Annotated in this window: 12 protein-coding genes; 6 read left to right on the top strand and 6 right to left on the bottom strand. The window is 46.1% G+C overall.

Annotated features, from left to right (window positions below; all coding sequences use genetic code 11):
• Window position 1 precedes the first annotated feature (1 nt).
• Window positions 2-2,050, top strand: a complete 2,049-nt coding sequence (locus BLQ13_RS01080; RefSeq protein ID WP_420848891.1) for an iron ABC transporter permease — start codon at window positions 2-4, stop codon at window positions 2,048-2,050.
• Between the two features lie 108 nt (window positions 2,051-2,158).
• On the opposite strand, the gene BLQ13_RS01075 is transcribed toward BLQ13_RS01080, so the two are convergent.
• Together BLQ13_RS01075 and BLQ13_RS01070 are read right to left on the bottom strand one after the other, a co-directional pair.
• Window positions 2,159-3,343 (bottom strand): aminotransferase class I/II-fold pyridoxal phosphate-dependent enzyme, encoded by a 1,185-nt coding sequence (locus BLQ13_RS01075; protein WP_090915085.1) that lies wholly within the window; start codon window positions 3,341-3,343, stop codon window positions 2,159-2,161.
• A gap of 93 nt (window positions 3,344-3,436) precedes the next feature.
• Window positions 3,437-5,509, bottom strand: coding sequence for a methyl-accepting chemotaxis protein (locus BLQ13_RS01070; protein ID WP_090915083.1), 2,073 nt, complete (start codon window positions 5,507-5,509; stop codon window positions 3,437-3,439).
• Window positions 5,510-5,679: 170 nt separating this feature from the next.
• Between BLQ13_RS01070 and BLQ13_RS01065 the strand changes: the two genes are divergently transcribed.
• Window positions 5,680-6,654, top strand: a complete 975-nt coding sequence (locus BLQ13_RS01065; protein WP_090915081.1) for a leucine-rich repeat domain-containing protein — start codon at window positions 5,680-5,682, stop codon at window positions 6,652-6,654.
• Between the two features lie 38 nt (window positions 6,655-6,692).
• Here BLQ13_RS01065 and BLQ13_RS01060 read toward each other — a convergent pair whose 3' ends face one another.
• Window positions 6,693-7,412, bottom strand: a complete 720-nt coding sequence (locus tag BLQ13_RS01060; RefSeq protein WP_090915079.1) for an SDR family NAD(P)-dependent oxidoreductase — start codon at window positions 7,410-7,412, stop codon at window positions 6,693-6,695.
• Window positions 7,413-7,596: 184 nt separating this feature from the next.
• Window positions 7,597-7,965 (bottom strand): winged helix-turn-helix transcriptional regulator, encoded by a 369-nt coding sequence (locus tag BLQ13_RS01055; RefSeq protein WP_090915077.1) that lies wholly within the window; start codon window positions 7,963-7,965, stop codon window positions 7,597-7,599.
• A gap of 198 nt (window positions 7,966-8,163) precedes the next feature.
• Between BLQ13_RS01055 and BLQ13_RS01050 the strand changes: the two genes are divergently transcribed.
• On the top strand, window positions 8,164-8,694 hold the full coding sequence (locus tag BLQ13_RS01050) for an NAD(P)H-dependent oxidoreductase (protein WP_090915075.1): 531 nt from the start codon (window positions 8,164-8,166) through the stop codon (window positions 8,692-8,694).
• A 128-nt stretch (window positions 8,695-8,822) separates the two neighbouring features.
• Here the strand turns inward: BLQ13_RS01050 and BLQ13_RS01045 are convergent, their stop codons facing one another.
• Window positions 8,823-10,388 carry a glycoside hydrolase family 43 protein gene (locus tag BLQ13_RS01045; RefSeq protein ID WP_090915073.1) on the bottom strand — a complete coding sequence of 522 codons (1,566 nt, stop codon included), beginning with the start codon at window positions 10,386-10,388 and terminating at the stop codon, window positions 8,823-8,825.
• A 46-nt stretch (window positions 10,389-10,434) separates the two neighbouring features.
• Window positions 10,435-12,375: a carbohydrate-binding protein gene (locus tag BLQ13_RS01040; protein WP_090915071.1), complete on the bottom strand. Its 1,941-nt coding sequence runs from the start codon at window positions 12,373-12,375 to the stop codon at window positions 10,435-10,437.
• Window positions 12,376-13,154: 779 nt separating this feature from the next.
• On the opposite strand from BLQ13_RS01040, the gene BLQ13_RS01035 reads away from it, so the two are divergent.
• The 3 genes from BLQ13_RS01035 to BLQ13_RS01025 all read left to right on the top strand — a co-directional run bounded on the left by BLQ13_RS01035 (window position 13,155) and on the right by BLQ13_RS01025 (window position 16,339).
• Window positions 13,155-13,514 (top strand): hypothetical protein, encoded by a 360-nt coding sequence (locus BLQ13_RS01035; protein ID WP_090915069.1) that lies wholly within the window; start codon window positions 13,155-13,157, stop codon window positions 13,512-13,514.
• A gap of 33 nt (window positions 13,515-13,547) precedes the next feature.
• A complete protein-coding gene (locus BLQ13_RS01030; protein ID WP_090915067.1) occupies window positions 13,548-15,155 on the top strand; it encodes an exosporium glycoprotein BclB-related protein in 1,608 nt (535 codons plus the stop codon).
• A gap of 239 nt (window positions 15,156-15,394) precedes the next feature.
• A complete protein-coding gene (locus tag BLQ13_RS01025) occupies window positions 15,395-16,339 on the top strand; it encodes a DUF5050 domain-containing protein (protein ID WP_090915065.1) in 945 nt (314 codons plus the stop codon).
• The last annotated feature ends 92 nt before the right edge of the window (window positions 16,340-16,431 follow it).

Below are 16,431 nucleotides of genomic sequence, written 5' to 3'. Positions count from 1 at the left end.
TCTGACTCAACAAGGAACGAAGCCAGCCACGAACTGGCGAATGATAAGCATCTATGGGGGCGGTCTAACCGCCCTTATCGTGCTTTTTTTTGTAAGTCTGTGTTATGGTGAGGCAGCAATTTCGTTGCATGACGTTTGGGGCGCGCTTACAAACAGACAAGACACACTCGAACATAACATGGTATGGGATCTGCGTATGCCGCGCACCGTAATTGGTATTCTTGCAGGAGGTGCACTGGCAGTTGCCGGTGCATTGCTACAGACGATCACTCGTAACCCGCTTGCGGCTTCGGATACACTCGGGATTAATGCCGGAGCGTATTTTGTTGTAGTGCTTGGGGTTATTCTATTTCCAAATATACTCAGCCAGTCCCCGTTTCTTTTTGCCGCCATGGGAGGTCTGCTTGCAGCATTCGCAGCTTATTTTATGGGCGGTGTACGTACGTCAACGCCGGTACGACTAGCGTTATCGGGTATGATCGTGTCCATGGTGCTAGGTTCATTTACAAGTGCCTTGCATATTTTTTTCTCAATGGAAACTCAGGGCTTATTTCTATGGGGTTCAGGGACCCTAGTCCAGAATGATTGGACAGGTGTGAACTATGTCTGGCCTTGGGTTACGGGAGTAACTCTGCTTGCGCTTATTCTGTCCAAACAGTGGGATATGTTGGAGTTGGATGAATCAACCGCCTCTTCTTTGGGTCAGAGAGTTGGACTTGCTCGAACAGGTGGGCTGATCATTGCCGTTATTCTGGCTGCCGTAATCGTCAGTGTAATTGGGCCTATCGGCTTTGTAGGTCTGGTTGCTCCACATTTGGTTCGTCTGAGTGGAGTTCGCTCCAATCGGCTTTTAATTCCGGGTGTGTTCATCTGGGGGGCAGCATTGCTGGTGGGCGCAGATGTCCTTGCCAAGATGATACATAACTCCAGTATGGAATTGCCAACCGGTGCTGTGATGGCGATTATTGGTGCACCATGGCTGATCTGGCTCGTGCTAACTCGCATGAAAGCAGGAAATGGTGCTGGCATGACGACATCGATGAGTACGGGTGGGCGAGTACGGCGTTTTGCCTTTACACCTATCGCTATTCTGTTTTCTGCCATTACGATTATATTGCTGCTGCTCAGTACGATGTTCGGTGGAATGCGTATTCCACTAGCCGACCTGCTACCGAGTTTATTTCAGTCGGATGGGTTATTCTCTGGAATTGTACAGCTTCGAATCCCTCGTACCTTGGTGGCTGCAGGAGCAGGGGCGGCTCTCGCCATCAGCGGGGTGTTGATCCAGATGGCTGTACGTAATCCACTTGCTGATGCATCGATTGTAGGTGTATCTTCCGGCGCGGGACTTGGTGCCATGATGGTGTTCATTCTATGGCCTGGACTGCCAATGTACGTGTTGCCTCTTGCAGCCATTGCAGGTGCCGCTATTGCCGCTGCGGTTGTATTCTCGCTTTCTTGGAAAAAAGGATTGAATCCTTCCGCCGTTGTATTGCTGGGCATTGCCATGTCGGCTATTGCTGGCGCAGGTATACAGATTCTAATTGTACGCGGTGCCGTGTACGGTAGCAGTGGTTATATCTGGCTGACAGGCAGCACATATGCCCGTACATGGGACCAGGTCAAAGTAATCGGTATATTCCTGCTCATTTTGGTGCCAGTGGCCTGGTGGCTTGCTCGCAAGTTTGAACTGCTGGTCTTTGACGACAATAGTGCTTCCGGGCTTGGGATGAATGTACGTCGTACTCGCTTACTGGCAATGACTGTAGGAGTACTGCTCGCGGCTGGTGCGGTTGCTTGTGTTGGAACGGTTGGATTTATCGGTCTGATTGCACCACATATGGTTCGGCTACTGACAGGACATAAACTGAGACAGTCGATGTTTCTGTCCGCGCTGGCTGGAGCCGTGATGTTGGTGCTCGCAGATACGATTGGCAGAACGGTGATGGCGCCAACGGAAATACCGTCAGGCATTCTCATTGCGATCATCGGTACACCTTACTTCCTGTATCTGATGTACCGATCGAACTGGCGCAAAGCAGTGAAGTGAAGGTAGAAGTAAAAAAGCACCAAACCCGAATCAGAAGGGTTTGGTGCTTTTACTTTTGTTTCAAAAAAATCGGTATCACATGCCGCACTACATCCTAAAAACTACAATCTACCTGCTTAACTTTTCAGGAATGAGCATACCGCTCGCTTCAACATAGTGAAGGGCTTGTTGCAGTTGCTCTAAATCCTGTACCAGCGCAAACCGGACGTATCCTTCACCTGAAGGCCCGAAGGCACTACCTGGTGTAACAATAACTCCTGCCCGTTTAACGAGATCTGTAGCGAATTGCTCTGATGAGTCATAATGCGCGGGAATCCGTGTCCAGATGAACATCGTAGCTTCCGGTTTGCTGATTGGCCAGCCCAGTTTGGCGAAGCCTTCGCACAGCATGTCCCGCCGTTCCTCATAGATGGATCTTACTCGCGCTACATCACTTTGGTCACCCGAAATGGCCGCTATTGCTGCCTTCTGAATCGGGATAAACATGCCGTAATCCATATTGGATTTCAGCTTTTTAAGCATGGAAACAACTGCCGAATTCCCCATACAAAAACCGATTCGTGCTCCAGCTAGCCCATACGTTTTGGACAGGGAGTTGAATTCAATGCCTACATCCATGGCACCGGGAAAGGCCAGAAAACTACCACATGTTTGTTGGTCAAACACAAGCTCGCTATACGCGTTATCATGCAATACGATAATATCGTATTTCTTGGCAAAAGCGATCAAATCCTCATAAAAAGAATCTGGAGCCATCGCTGTTGTTGGATTGTTCGGATACGATACAAGCATGAACTTAGCCCGTTCGGCTATTGCCTCAGGGATGTCTTGCAATTGGATAACATAGTTGTGTTCCTCTTTTTGCGGCATATAATATAACTCAGCCCCAGCCAGAAGGGGGCCATCTGCAAACACCGGATAACAAGGATCAGGTACAAGAACCAGATCACCTTCATCGACAATCGAGAGAGAGATGTGCGCAAGTCCTTCCTGCGAGCCGAGTAGCGAGCAGATTTCTGTCTCCGGGTTCAACTCGACTTGATATCGCTGCCTGTACCAGTCACTTGCCGCCTGAAGAAGTTCCTTCTGGTCGTTTACAGCATAGATGTAATTGGCCGGATCAGCGGCGGCTTCACCGAGTGCTTTCATAATGTGCGGAGCCGGCGGGATATTGGGTGTTCCGACGCTAAGATCGATGACAGGTTGCCCGTTGTCCAGCCGGCGGCGCTTTATGTCCAGCAATTTGGTGAAGATGCCTTCACTAAAGTGATCCATTCGTTTTGCAAATCTCATGATAAGTCCATCAGCCTCCAGTGCTCTTCGTACGCATGTATTTAATAATAAATGGATCGCGTACAAAAGAGAAGAGCAGGAGGGGAGTACAGCTTATTCCACTTTAAAATGACTCAATTCTTCCTGCAGTTTAGCAGATAGTTGATTCAACTGATTGGACAGATCCGCCACTTGTTGAATACTTTCCAGTTGTTCCTGTGTGCTCGCGCTGACTTCTTCCGTTGAGGCAGAGTTCTCTTCAGTAGTGGAAGAGATGATCTCCAGCGCCTGAAAAATCTCATCTTTGTGCTGATGCACACTAGAGGTGCTGTTCGTGATCTGTGCCATACGCAGCTTCAGTTCTTCCAAATCTTTATTGATGTTGTAGAACACCTGCTTGGTGTCTTCTACAGACTTGGTATTCTCTTCGGCAATTTTCATTCCTCGCATCGTGTGTTCTACAGACAAGGATGTTTTCTCTTCAATGACACTTACTTTTTTGTTAATCTCCTCTGTAGCTTGAGCCGTTTGTTCTGCCAGTTTGCGAACTTCTTCTGCAACGACAGCGAATCCTCGGCCATGTTCCCCGGCGCGTGCAGCTTCAATAGAAGCATTAAGCGCAAGCAAATTGGTCTGAGAAGCAATTTGTTTTACCGTATCTACAAAACTGGAAATCTCATTCCGGCTCTGATCGATCTCTTGAATAATGGAAGAGATGGATTGAGTGGAACTGTGGTTCTCCGCAGACCATTTGGACAGTTGCTCCACAACCGCAAGTCCTTGGCCGCTTTGATCAACAGAGGTTTGCACCATAGACCCCATCGCTTGTGCATCAGCGGCAATTTCATCAATTTGGCTTGATAATGAGCCTGTTTTACGTAAGATGTTCTCCGTTTCAATCGACTGATAATTGGTTGCATTCGCGATCTCATTGATCGCCGTAGATGTATCGTTCATGGTTGCAGCAGTTCTGGAGGATATCGACTGCAAGTCATTGGATGAATGATTCAGCACTTGAGCAGAATTGCCAACAATCTTCAACATGTCTTGAATCTTCTTCACCATGGAGTTCAGGCCAGTCGCAATTTGCCCAATCTCATTATTGGATTTGATATCCAGTGTAACTGTCAAATCACCTTGTTCAATCTGCTTGATTTTACCCAATAGCTGCGGGATGGTGCGCAACAGACGACGCAGAGTAATGTAGCTGATAATAACCAGAAGAATTGCAGCTGCAGCAAACCCGCCAAGGGTAAGCCATGTGAATGTCCTAAGTTCTGATAAAACTTCTTTCTCCGAAATGGTGAGACCTACGGACCAGCCTGTATCCTTGCTTGTAGCATATCCGATGTAACGACGTTCCCCATTGTCGTTCATCAGCTGAATACCGGATTCACCAGCAATCATTTTCTTGCCGACTTCTCCCATATCACCTGTAGCGTTTTTGATATTTTCCTTTAACACTTTGTTCTTGTCCGGATGGTACAGGATTTCACCGCTCTTGGATAACAAAATGGAATACCCAGTGCTGCCTAGAGAGTAACTCTCCATTATGCTCGGAATATCTTCAAAGGCAATATCCGCTGCAGCAAACCCGATCATGTTGTTGTTATCATCCTTGATTGGATAAAAAATACCCATGAGTACTTTGCCTGCAGATACATCAATGTACGGATCAGAATAGTAAAGTCCGTCAGCATCTTTCACTGGCTGGTAGTAAGGACGTGCCTGAATATCAAAATCCGGTGCAGAAACGACACCATCGTTTTGTAGCCAGAAGCCTTTTCCATCCATACCCGCAATCCATGCATCAGCGAATGAAGGTTCTGCTTCCACAATTTTAGCAAGTGTATCTCTTGTTTCAGCAGCATAAGTAGAAGTGGCTGCTTCTGAAGATGATTTCGTTGTTTCTATGTATTGCCTGAATAATTTGTTAGTGGACATTTGTTTGACCAGTGAGCCTTTTTCTTTAAACAGTGCATCGAACTCACTGACAATCGCTTGTGTTTTGGTCTGGAGCATGGATTCCTGCTGTTTAACCAGAATGTTTCTTGTGCTTGTGAACATGAATGTTCCCAGTACAGCGAATACGACAACAATGATAATGAGCAGTACAGCAGCCAGAGTGTTGGCCATACTGGATGTACGAGTTCCTGTTTTCCCCCGCCTTTTTAAAGTCTTTAACATATTCCATCTCCCCAGATTCTTAATAAGAAGTTCCCAACTCCTGAGTTATATGTCGGCATATAATATAGATTTATGTATATTTTTGTCGAATGAAAAAAAATTTAATGAAAAGCCAGAACATCGTTGGGTGGTTCGTTTAGGGAAGGTTGTTTATAATGGAATGAAAAAAAATGAACCAGGCGGTGCAGCATTTGCGCCGTAGGGCAACGGTTCATTATCGTGTTGGCGTGGATACGTATGAGGATTTGACCGAATTGGATATGAACGTTTTTGCAGCCAGGCCTGATCTGATTCTTCATATTTCGAATGCGGATCCTAAAGCGGAGTATCCATCGAGCTTTCTTGGGCGATTAGCGCAGTTGAAACATGTATCCGCTTTACAGCTGGACTGTGCACAGGTGCAGGATCTGACAATTCTCGGAGCGTTGAAGCAACTGGTATTTCTGAGAGTGAATTCACCCGCCAAAGCGATCGATCTGAGTTTTATCGAGCACTATCAACAGTTAACGTATCTTGAACTGCACGGTAAATGTAAAGGCATGACCGCGATAAGAAAATGTCAAAGTCTAGAGACCGTCATCCTGAACTGCCCGGTGGACTGTCTCGAGATTTTAACAGAATTGCGGAAACTACAGTATGTGTCCCTTGATCATTGTGAGTTAAAGAGTGAGCTTGATGTACTGGCACAGTCCACCATTCGGATGCTCAAGCTTAGCTCGGTGCGGAAACTGATGAGTATCCAGGGACTAGAGCAGATGCACGGACTTGAGTATTTGCATGTATCCTTGCCGAAGCTGGAACAATGTTGTGATTTCTCGCAGATGCTCCGGCTCAGACAGCTTGAACTGGTTTACATGAAATCGCTTCAAGATGTCGAGTGTTTATGGACAGCCCGTGCACTGGAAGTCTTGGAGCTGAAAGAGATCAATACAGCCATCAAAGCCGCTTCATTTGTTAGACTGGCAGAGCTTGAGCGGCTTCGGCAGGTGGATTTCCGCTTTATTGACTTTAATAAAGGGCGCATTGCAGCCATACGGGAACAGCTGATCCAACAGGGGAAGTCACATATTATCTATGAACATATTCCTGAACAACAAAGAGTACAATCGATGGCGATCGAACATTTATCTCAATATTTAATGTGAAGAAACGCGAATATAATACAATAGATCAATCCTGTTTACTACGTATTGATATCCGTAAGGGCAGGAACGTTAATCTCTTTCACACAGGCTGCATTGGACAGGCTGACGATACACCGGACGATCGAAACCATGTCTTGAAGCGGAATGCGCGTTCCGCCATACTCGGATAGTGCGCGTTCCATTCCTTCTTCATAGGGGATCTCTGCTGCCAGTTCTCCCGGATTAATGCAGGTTACGGCGATGTGATCCCGCCGGGTATGTTCTCTCAATGCTTCTGTAATTCCACGGATCGCAAATTTGGAGGCAACAAAAGAAACCTGAGTATTCCCCGCATTGCTTAGGCCTGCTGTAGAGCCGATGAGAATGATCTTGCCTGCGGCAGACTTGCGAAGCTGAGGCAGTAGAGCTTGGATGCATACAATGGTGGACGTTATATTCACATGGATCAGCTCTTGAATATCAGAAGGCTCATCCTGATCAAAGGTGTAGTGTTCCTCAAATCCTTCCTTTTCCCAAATACCTACGTTATAAATAAGCACATCCAACGTTTCGTTGCGTAGCTGCTCTGCAATCTGTTTGGCAGCCTGAAGCTCCGAGAGATCGGCCTGAATCCATACGCGCTGTACACCGTCCTCCAGTTGCAGACTTTCTGGTTTACTGCGGGATACAACCCACACTTTATCTCCTGCCTGCGGCACTCCGCGGACAAATGCGTCTCCCAATCCTTTACTGGCGCCAAATACAATATATTTTTTCATACGTAAAAACCTCCTGATGGCACAGATGGGATTCATTACTCCAGCGTCCTGTTTGCTATGGCAAAGGCGTTACTTCAAATGAGTGTGGTATAAGAGGAATCCAACCTACATCAAAATTAATAATTATAATGATATTTTACTATATAAGAGGGATATGGGAGATGAAGGTTACATGAGAGATGCTTCATTCGTAGAGCTCCGTTTGTTCATCAGATAACAAAACAATGTCTTCTCCTCGTTGCTGCCTGAGCGCAATATTATCTCTTCCCCAGGTACACATCACATCCACAATCGTATTTGCTGTCACACCATATTCCGTAAGACTGTACTCCACCTTGGGCGGCATTTGCTGATAAACATGTCTTGTGACAAGACTATCGCGTTCTAGTTCGCGTAATTGTTGAATCAGTACTTTTTGAGAAATGCCGGGCATGCTGCGCTCTAATTCTCCTGTTCTTTTGACACCGGACATTAATAAACAGATGATGATGGCTTTCCATTTGCCGCCAATGATTTCGAGTGTGGCTTCAATGCCCAAACGATATTCCTTCATTCATATCACCTCGTTGTATTTATACGTATTTACAGGGATAACTATTTATTTTCTCACAGTTACAAAACAGAAGTCCATACACACCTTGAGGTAAGTATCTTACTTCATTGTGTGTATTTTCTTTTGGGGTGACGGGGTGGATAATGATCCGTAATCAAGGAAAGAAATCAAATTGTTTTGGAGAGAGGAAGGCATGCAATGAAAACACTGGTTATTCTGGCACATCCGAATATGACAACTTCAAGAGTGAATCGCCGCTGGAAAAAAGAGCTGGAGCAGCACCCAGATGAGGTGAATATCCACGAATTATATAAAGCTTATCCTGACTGGAACATCGACATTGCTCACGAACAGGAGCTACTGGAGGCACATGATCATATTATCTTGCAGTTTCCGTTCTATTGGTACAGTTACCCGCCGCTACTCAAAAAATGGCTGGATGAAGTATTCACGCATGGATGGGCTTATGGATCAAAGGGCAACCGATTGCATGGAAAGCGGATGGGGCTGGCAATAACAATCGGGGATCAGCGGGAGAATTACGGAAAAGGACAGCCGGTAGGTTTTAGTGTAGAAGAACTGATTGCACCGTTCAAGGCAAGCATGAATCATGTGGGCGTTACTGCACTGCCGCATTATGCTGTCTTTGGAGCGTCATTCCAGGCAAGTGATGAAGAGATTAACCACAGTGCTGAAGCGTATATCCAATATATTAAAGCGTTCAAGTGAGATGTTTCCGTAAAAATAATGAAAATGACCTGGCTCCGCATATAGCGGAATTCCAGGTCACAGTTGTACTTCAAGTGTACTTCAATTTGCAGTACTGATCCTAAAGATCAGCAGTACGTTCATCACGCTTACTCCACACGGAAGAAGTCAAAATCAGCGTAGCCTCCGGTAGATTTGGTTGCGTAGTTAAACAATGCAAAGCGATAACCCATAAAGTGTGGCAACGTATAGGACATCTGTAGCGTATTGCCAATGGTTGTCCAGTTCGTTCCATTCAGACTATAAGCAAAATAGGCTTTATCTGTCTGATTGGTGAAGTCACAGATGACCCGCAGATAAATTTTATTCTGGTTCAGGGGCACACTTGCCACCTCTGTCATCGTGCCGGAACTGGCATTTGTCATTACGATTGACTTGGTATTGCCTGTCATCTTGACGCCTACAAAGCCATATTTGGCCTGAAAAGCGGCTAGGCCGGCATAATCGCCATCCTTCATACCTGCCGTTTCCAAGGCGGTAATGCCTGTACTTTTCGGCCCAAACGTGCGTTGTGTCAACGTATTGCGAGCCTCCAATATATTTTTGCTGAGCTTGCCTGTGGTCAGCCGCATGAAACCTGGACGCTGGCTCAAGGACCATTTTGACGGGTCAGGATTATGATTCCACTGCCAGAACTTTGGTAGAGTAGATGTGCCCGAAGGCGCATTAAACTCATCTGAACCGAAGATTTTAGCGGCTGGCTGTCCTTCCACAGGCATGTTCATCGTTAATGGAACTTTGCCATTCACCCCGAATACAGGCCAGTTATCCGACCAGGTTACCGGTACCAGATATGGAATGCGTCCAACGGCTCCACGATCGCGAAACAGGAAACCATACCATGCACCAGAGGCGGTATCCACGATACCTCCTTGCGCGATGCCCGAATCTCTGAGCACCACTTTGCCCGTATAGGGCCCTGTTAATGAGTTTGCGCAATAGGCGAGCTGAATTCGTCCATCACCGGAAGGCCAAGCAATCAGGAAGACGTAATACATGCCATTAATCTTCTGAATGTGTGCGCCTTCTGCTTTTACGATCATATTGGAGCCAGCGATATTACTGGCGTTCGGGATCAACACCTGATTCAGACCGCCGGATTTCACAGCTTTGGCATCAGGTGTTAACTCAACGATGCTGATGTTATCACTGCCGTGGACAAGAAACGTACGGTTTCCGTCAAAGAGCAGGGAGGGATCATGGTAATAACTGTTCAACGTGTAAGGCGTCCATGGTCCAGTTTCGATGTTACTAGTCTGATAGATGTACGTTCTTCCTGTGGAAAGCGAACCGAATGCGACGTAATAGGTGCCATTGTTGTAACGAAGGCTACTGGCCCAAGATCCGCGCCCATATTCGTTCTGACCGTTGTTCAGGTTCTGTACATCACCGTTGCCAAGTGTGTCATATACATAGTTCACAATGCTCCAGTTCACCAGATCGGTTGACTTCATGACAGGAACGCCCGGGTTCATGTGCATGGTGGTGCTGGTCATATAAAAGGTGTTGCCTACGCGGATGACATCGCTGTCCGGCACATCTGCATAAATGACCGGATTGTTAAACGTTGCCGCAGAGGCAGACTGCGGGGTCAAAGGCAACGATGTTAACAGCAGAGGAAGTGTGAGCAGGAGCAACCCGATTTTTTTCCACATAACTAAACCTCCTGGAATGTCAAAATCGACAGATCATTATGAATGATTACGAAATTTCAAGATAATCGATGTAAGCATCCCAGGTACCATTATCCGTGGTCACAACCAGTTTGATTTCCTGATTCCCTGTGGCATGTGTGATGTTCGGCAAAGTTTGTACCGTTGGCTGTGTTCCGGTAAAAAAGAACGAACCAGCGGTTACCCCGCCAATAATGAGATCAACACGGGCTGTACTATTGTTGTTAGAAGCCCCGCGAAGAGAGAACTGATGTGTAGGGTTAGCAAAGAATTGATTGTAAGACGCAGAATCATTGTTAGCATAGAGCGCCACACCGTTAAAAGGAGAATTAATCAACCCGGCATATTGACCGGCAAGGGTCATGTTTTCCGTTTCAACGCGAGTCACGTTTGGATTGGGATTTGGATTCGGATTTGGGTTAGGGTTACCACCGGAACCGGAAGTAAACTGCCAGTAATCCAGATTGAACAGATTTCCGTTACCTGAGCCTGTAAATACCAGATACAGATGATGACGTCCTGTTGTGTTGGTGATATTGGTTTCGAGCTCACGCCAGTTCTGCATGCCACCTGTTGAAGTAACGTTAAGCGTGCCGATCAGAGTACCTGTCGGGCTGCCAAGGCGGAGTTCAATGTTACCATTTCCGGTAGAAGCTACGTTGGCCTTGAATTTCGATGCACCTGTTGAACCAAAATCCACATTACTAACAGCGACCCAGTCCCCATTATTGATATTCGTCACATTTTGGTTGGCGGTTGGTCCACCGCTTGCTTGAGTCGGCTGTGTATTGATGCCAGCTTGCCAAGCAATGGTCTCGGCTTCCACTCTGTTATACGGATTAAGGTTAGCTGTCTGAGGCACACCGGTCATGTTCCCCTGCACTTCCTGAATCGATCCGTCTGCGTTATGTGTCAGTCTGTTGATGTGGGTAGAACGGTATCCTTTGCCATCACCGAGGAAGGCTTTACTCACGGTTTGTGCATGATATGCGACATACCATTGGTTATTAAACTGGAACACGGCATGGTGGTTGTTACCGCCTACACCGAAGAATGCCCCCGGATTTTTGAGGAAATGTCCTTTGTATGTGAAAGGCCCCATCGGGCTGTCACTTACCATATATCCGATTTCACCTTTTGGGTAGGCTGCCGGATGGTTTCCAGCAAAGTTGATGCAATATGAATAGTAATATTTGCCGTTGTACTTATGAATACCTGAATCTTCGAACAGATAAGGTGCATCAATGGTCGTGGCACTACCAACTACACTGGTCATATCGGCGCCAAGACGAATGACACGCGCTGTTTTTGGATTTGCAATAGAAGCTGCATTATTTTCGTTCGGAATACCGCCGCCTGCATACAGATAAGCGGAGCCGTCGTCATCAACAAGTACAGCCGGGTCAAAGAGCCAAGTTACACCCGACATGCCAGGCGTTCCATGTGTGACAAGTGCACGTCCGAGTGGATCAGACCAAGGGCCGATTGGAGAATCAGCAGTCAGAACACCGATACCTGCACCCGAGTTGGCGAAATACAGGAAAAACTTATCTTTGCCCGCGATGGTTTTCTTGGCCATCGCTGGTGCCCAAGACTGGCTTGCCCATCTGGCAATGCCTTGTCCATTGTTGGCATTGTTTGCACCGGCTACCGGAATGTAGCCGTGGTCGGTCCAGTTCACCATGTCAGCCGAGGAGATCACGCTGATTCTGCCGATGGTGCCGTAGTTGTTTTCGCGAACAGATCCGTCGTTGTTGTAGAGGTAGGTATCCCCTGTCATATATACGTAGACCCGATTGTTGTGAACGAGTACGTAAGGATCAGCTCCCAATTTGTGATCGACGAGCGGATTGGCATTCACAGGCGTTTTGGCAACAGCATTATTTGCTGCATAGCTTGACTCGGCAGGTAGAGTGGAAAAAATCAAAATTAGTGACATCAGCAGAGCTAATGGTTTACGGATCTTCATACGTTCGCCTCCATTGAATTAGTATGGAATAGTGTTATTGAGTGTTACGCTGAATGGTTGAACAGAGCTGTTTGATGAGGGAGCTACAGTGAGAAGAAAAAGAAGAATGATGAGTAAATGTTCTTTATCACACCTCCTTTCAAAGAAGAGATCGATTGAATCGTACATGTTTGTGATCTATGGCTTAAGCCATACAACCTGTACAGAGAATAGCTATCTACTGTAGCAAGTTGACAGCGGTAACCCAGGAATAGGGTGGGAGAAGTACGAACTTGTGTGTGAAAAAGTATATAATTTGTCCTGTTGTTTAATGTAATCGCTTTCAATAGAATAGTTTTAAAAAGAAAAAACAGAGTTGCGACTCGTTTTATGTAATTATTTTTCATTTTTGTTTAAAAATGTTTTTTTGTATTTGACGATATCATATCACATTTCTGCCACAATACAATCATTTTCTATCAAAATTTGTAAGAAAAAGTTGGGTGGAGGTTTATTCATTTGTAAGAGTGACATCAATAAGATGTATCCAATGGTGGCCGTAGCTCCTTCATTTCATGAGGAACGGTCATTTTTGGGTTGAAATAAACACGGATTATACATATTTGCAAGCTCTGTATGGATGAAGTTTTAGGTGTTAATGGCACTTATGGCTTGATAATGGTGAACTGTCCCCTGTCTATGGTCCACACCGCTTATCTAGTGAATGAATATGACTAATATGTGATCCATGATGTCAAGTAATGCTAGAGTAAGAGGTTCACAAAAGGTGGGATGGGAAAATGGCTATATTATCAACTGGACCGATCGAAAATAATGCCGTTTCCGGGGTCAGACCGACACAACAGGTAACGATCAGATTGGTGAGTCGGGCTGCTGTAGATGCGGTAAGTGTATCCGTTCAGGGTTATGTGCTGAGTACAACAAGAACGCTGTATGTAAGTGAAGTGATCAGTATTGCACCTAATGAAGCAGTGACCCGAAATTATTTTGCAAATCTAGATGCTTTTGAATTTGTGTTTGGATTAAGCGATGAACGAGTGGGAGACGTCGGAATTTCAGTGTGGGGCAAAGATGGGTCAGGTCAATTGGTGGATGCACACCGGGTAGTGGAGCACGAACAAACAGTTAAAGATCTGTAGAAAATACTTTTTTCGAAAGAAGGGAATGTAGCGATGAGCTTTTTATCGACAGGGCCGATCGAAAATAACGCTGTTAGTGGTGTTAGACCAACTCAATCCGTAACGGTTAGAATTGATAACCGCAGTGAAGTTACATCCTCAACTGTACAGATACAAGGGTATTATATGAGTGGCGGATTGAGAGTTTTGTATGTCAGTGAATCTTTGGACATCGCACCAAATCAAGTGATAACGAACAACTATTTTGCCAATCTGGATGCCTTTGAATTCACGTTTACTACTACAGCGACGGTTAATGATCCTCTTCAAGTCTCCGTATGGGGAAAAAGCAGCACAGGCTCTTTGGTAACAGCACATCGTTTAGTTTCTTCTGAGTTGCTGGGGGAAACTCCGAGTATGACAGGAGTCACAGGCGCAACCGGTGCTACGGGAGCGACGGGTGTGACTGGAGCTCAGGGAGTAACCGGGGCGACAGGTCCGACTGGTGCAACGGGGGTAACCGGGGCGACGGGGCCAGCAGGAGCAACCGGGGGAGCTACGGGAGCAACAGGAACAACGGGTGCAACAGGAGCGACAGGTCTGGCAGGAGTAACGGGCGCGACCGGAGCAACAGGTCTGGCAGGAGTGACGGGTGAGACCGGAGCAACAGGTCTGGCAGGAGTGACGGGTGCGACCGGAGCAACGGGGCTGGCAGGAGTGACTGGCGCAACCGGAGCAACGGGTCTGGCGGGAGTGACGGGTGCGACCGGAGCAACAGGTCTGGCGGGAGTGACGGGCGCGACCGGAGCAACAGGTCTGGCAGGAGTGACGGGCGCGACCGGAGCAACAGGCCTAGCGGGAGTAACGGGTGCGACTGGAGCAACAGGTCTGGCAGGAGTGACAGGTGCGACCGGAGCGACAGGTCTGGCAGGAGTAACGGGTGCGACTGGAGCAACAGGTCTGGCAGGAGTGACGGGTGAGACCGGAGCGACAGGTCTGGCAGGAGTGACGGGTGCGACTGGAGCAACAGGTCTAGCAGGTGTAACGGGCGCGACCGGAGCGACAGGTCTGGCAGGAGTGACTGGCGCAACCGGAGCAACAGGTCTGGCAGGAGTGACGGGTGCGACCGGAGCGACAGGTTCTGGAGCGATTATCCCTTATGCATCTGGGTTACCAGCTTCGTTGACTACGGTGCTGGGCGGACTTTTGAATACCTCCAGCTTGGTTGGCTTTGGTAATAATGCGTCTGGAGTGACGATTAATGGAGGAATCATTGATCTCACAGGAGCTGCCGGAACCTTGCTGAACTTTGCTTTCTCTGCTCCGCGTGCAGGGACGATAACTTCATTGGCTGCTTATTTCAGTACGACAGCTGGACTTAGCTTGGTTGGATCTACAATAACGATAACTGCACAATTATTCCGTTCAACTACACCGAACAATACGTTTACGGCTGTACCGGGAGCCCTTGTAACTTTGGCACCAGCACTGACAGGCGTGTTGTCATTAGGCACGATCGCCAACGGTTTGACTACAGGATTGAGTATCCCGGTAGCCGCCGGTGACCGTCTGCTTATGGTCTTCTCTGCATCAGTAACCGCCGGAGTTGATGTGGCTTCAACGATTGCGGGATATGCAAGCGGTGGCCTCACCATCACTTAATGAAATCTTTTTCAGTACAATTTAACAATTCCAGAACACACAAAAAGAACCCTTCGCCATATGGCGAGAGGTTCTTTCATCTGAGTTTACTTATAATTATGCTCACTTCATTTACATGCCGGTCTGTAGTTATTTCATAACGGAGAGGATGCCAGAATGTAGAGTAAAAGGATTGTTCTATTTTTAAATTCAACTTACAATAGCTAATGTAGAAAAATACATAATTTAGGGAGAAAAGAATGAGAAGAAAATGGCTGATAGCGTTATTAAGTGTAATCATGTTGTTAGGTGTAGTACCTGTATATGGGGCTGAGGATTCCGCTAAAACTTTAGTATGGGAAGGTTATGAAGATGACGGAGATTTGATGGGCATCAACGTTACAACATTCACAGGTAATAGAAGCAAAACAGAGTCTATATTCCCTAAGCGAGTTTCAGATGTAAAATGGGTTGGAGAGTGGATCTATTTTCTGATTGAAAATGAGCAAGACCCTTGGAATCGTCAGATGGCTAAAATTAAGAAAGATGGATCGGCATTAACCTCACTTAACAAAGAGGATAATTTTGCAAGATTTACTGCTGTAGGAGATACGATTTATTTTGTTAAAGATGAAAGGACTGCGGAAACGCCAGATGCGTTGTCTTTCGGCTCAATGAAAACAGATGGTTCAAACGAACAAACGATATTGTCTAAATCTCCTTTTTATAATTTTAAAATAAACAACGGACATATCTATTATACAAACAGGGATAATGACAAGTTTTATCGTATGAATTTAGATGGTACAGGGTTGAAGAGCTTATCTTCTAAAGGTGTGGAGTTATACGAATTTTATGGGAATGTTATGTTTTTTTTGGAGATCGTAGATGGAGGTTATAGCTACAAAGGTCATTTTTCCGATTTAAATGCAAATATAAAAAAAACATTTGCCTCTAAAGAGTATATTGATCCCGTAGCATATATAAATAATAAGTTTTATTATCGAAGTTTTTCAGTAGACAAGAATGGCAAAAATAAGAGTGACTTGTATATTTATAATCGTTATACAGGCAAGAAGAGCAAGCTACGTTCTTTAGACGCAAATGATCGATTTATAGGTACAGTAGGCGATGGTCTTGCATTCCTTTCTTTTGAGAAAGGCACGATTTATAAGCTTGGATATGATGGTAAAATCAAAAAGTAATTAATTGCAGAAAAAGGGATCTCTCGCTAAAAAGGCTTGAGATCCCTATTTATGTGTCCGTAAAATTGAGCCATTATTTTATGATTCGATCA

The sequence above is a fragment of the Paenibacillus polysaccharolyticus genome, from assembly GCF_900102085.1.
Classification (GTDB): domain Bacteria; phylum Bacillota; class Bacilli; order Paenibacillales; family Paenibacillaceae; genus Paenibacillus; species Paenibacillus polysaccharolyticus.
This window is presented reverse-complemented; position numbering and strand designations above follow the sequence as displayed.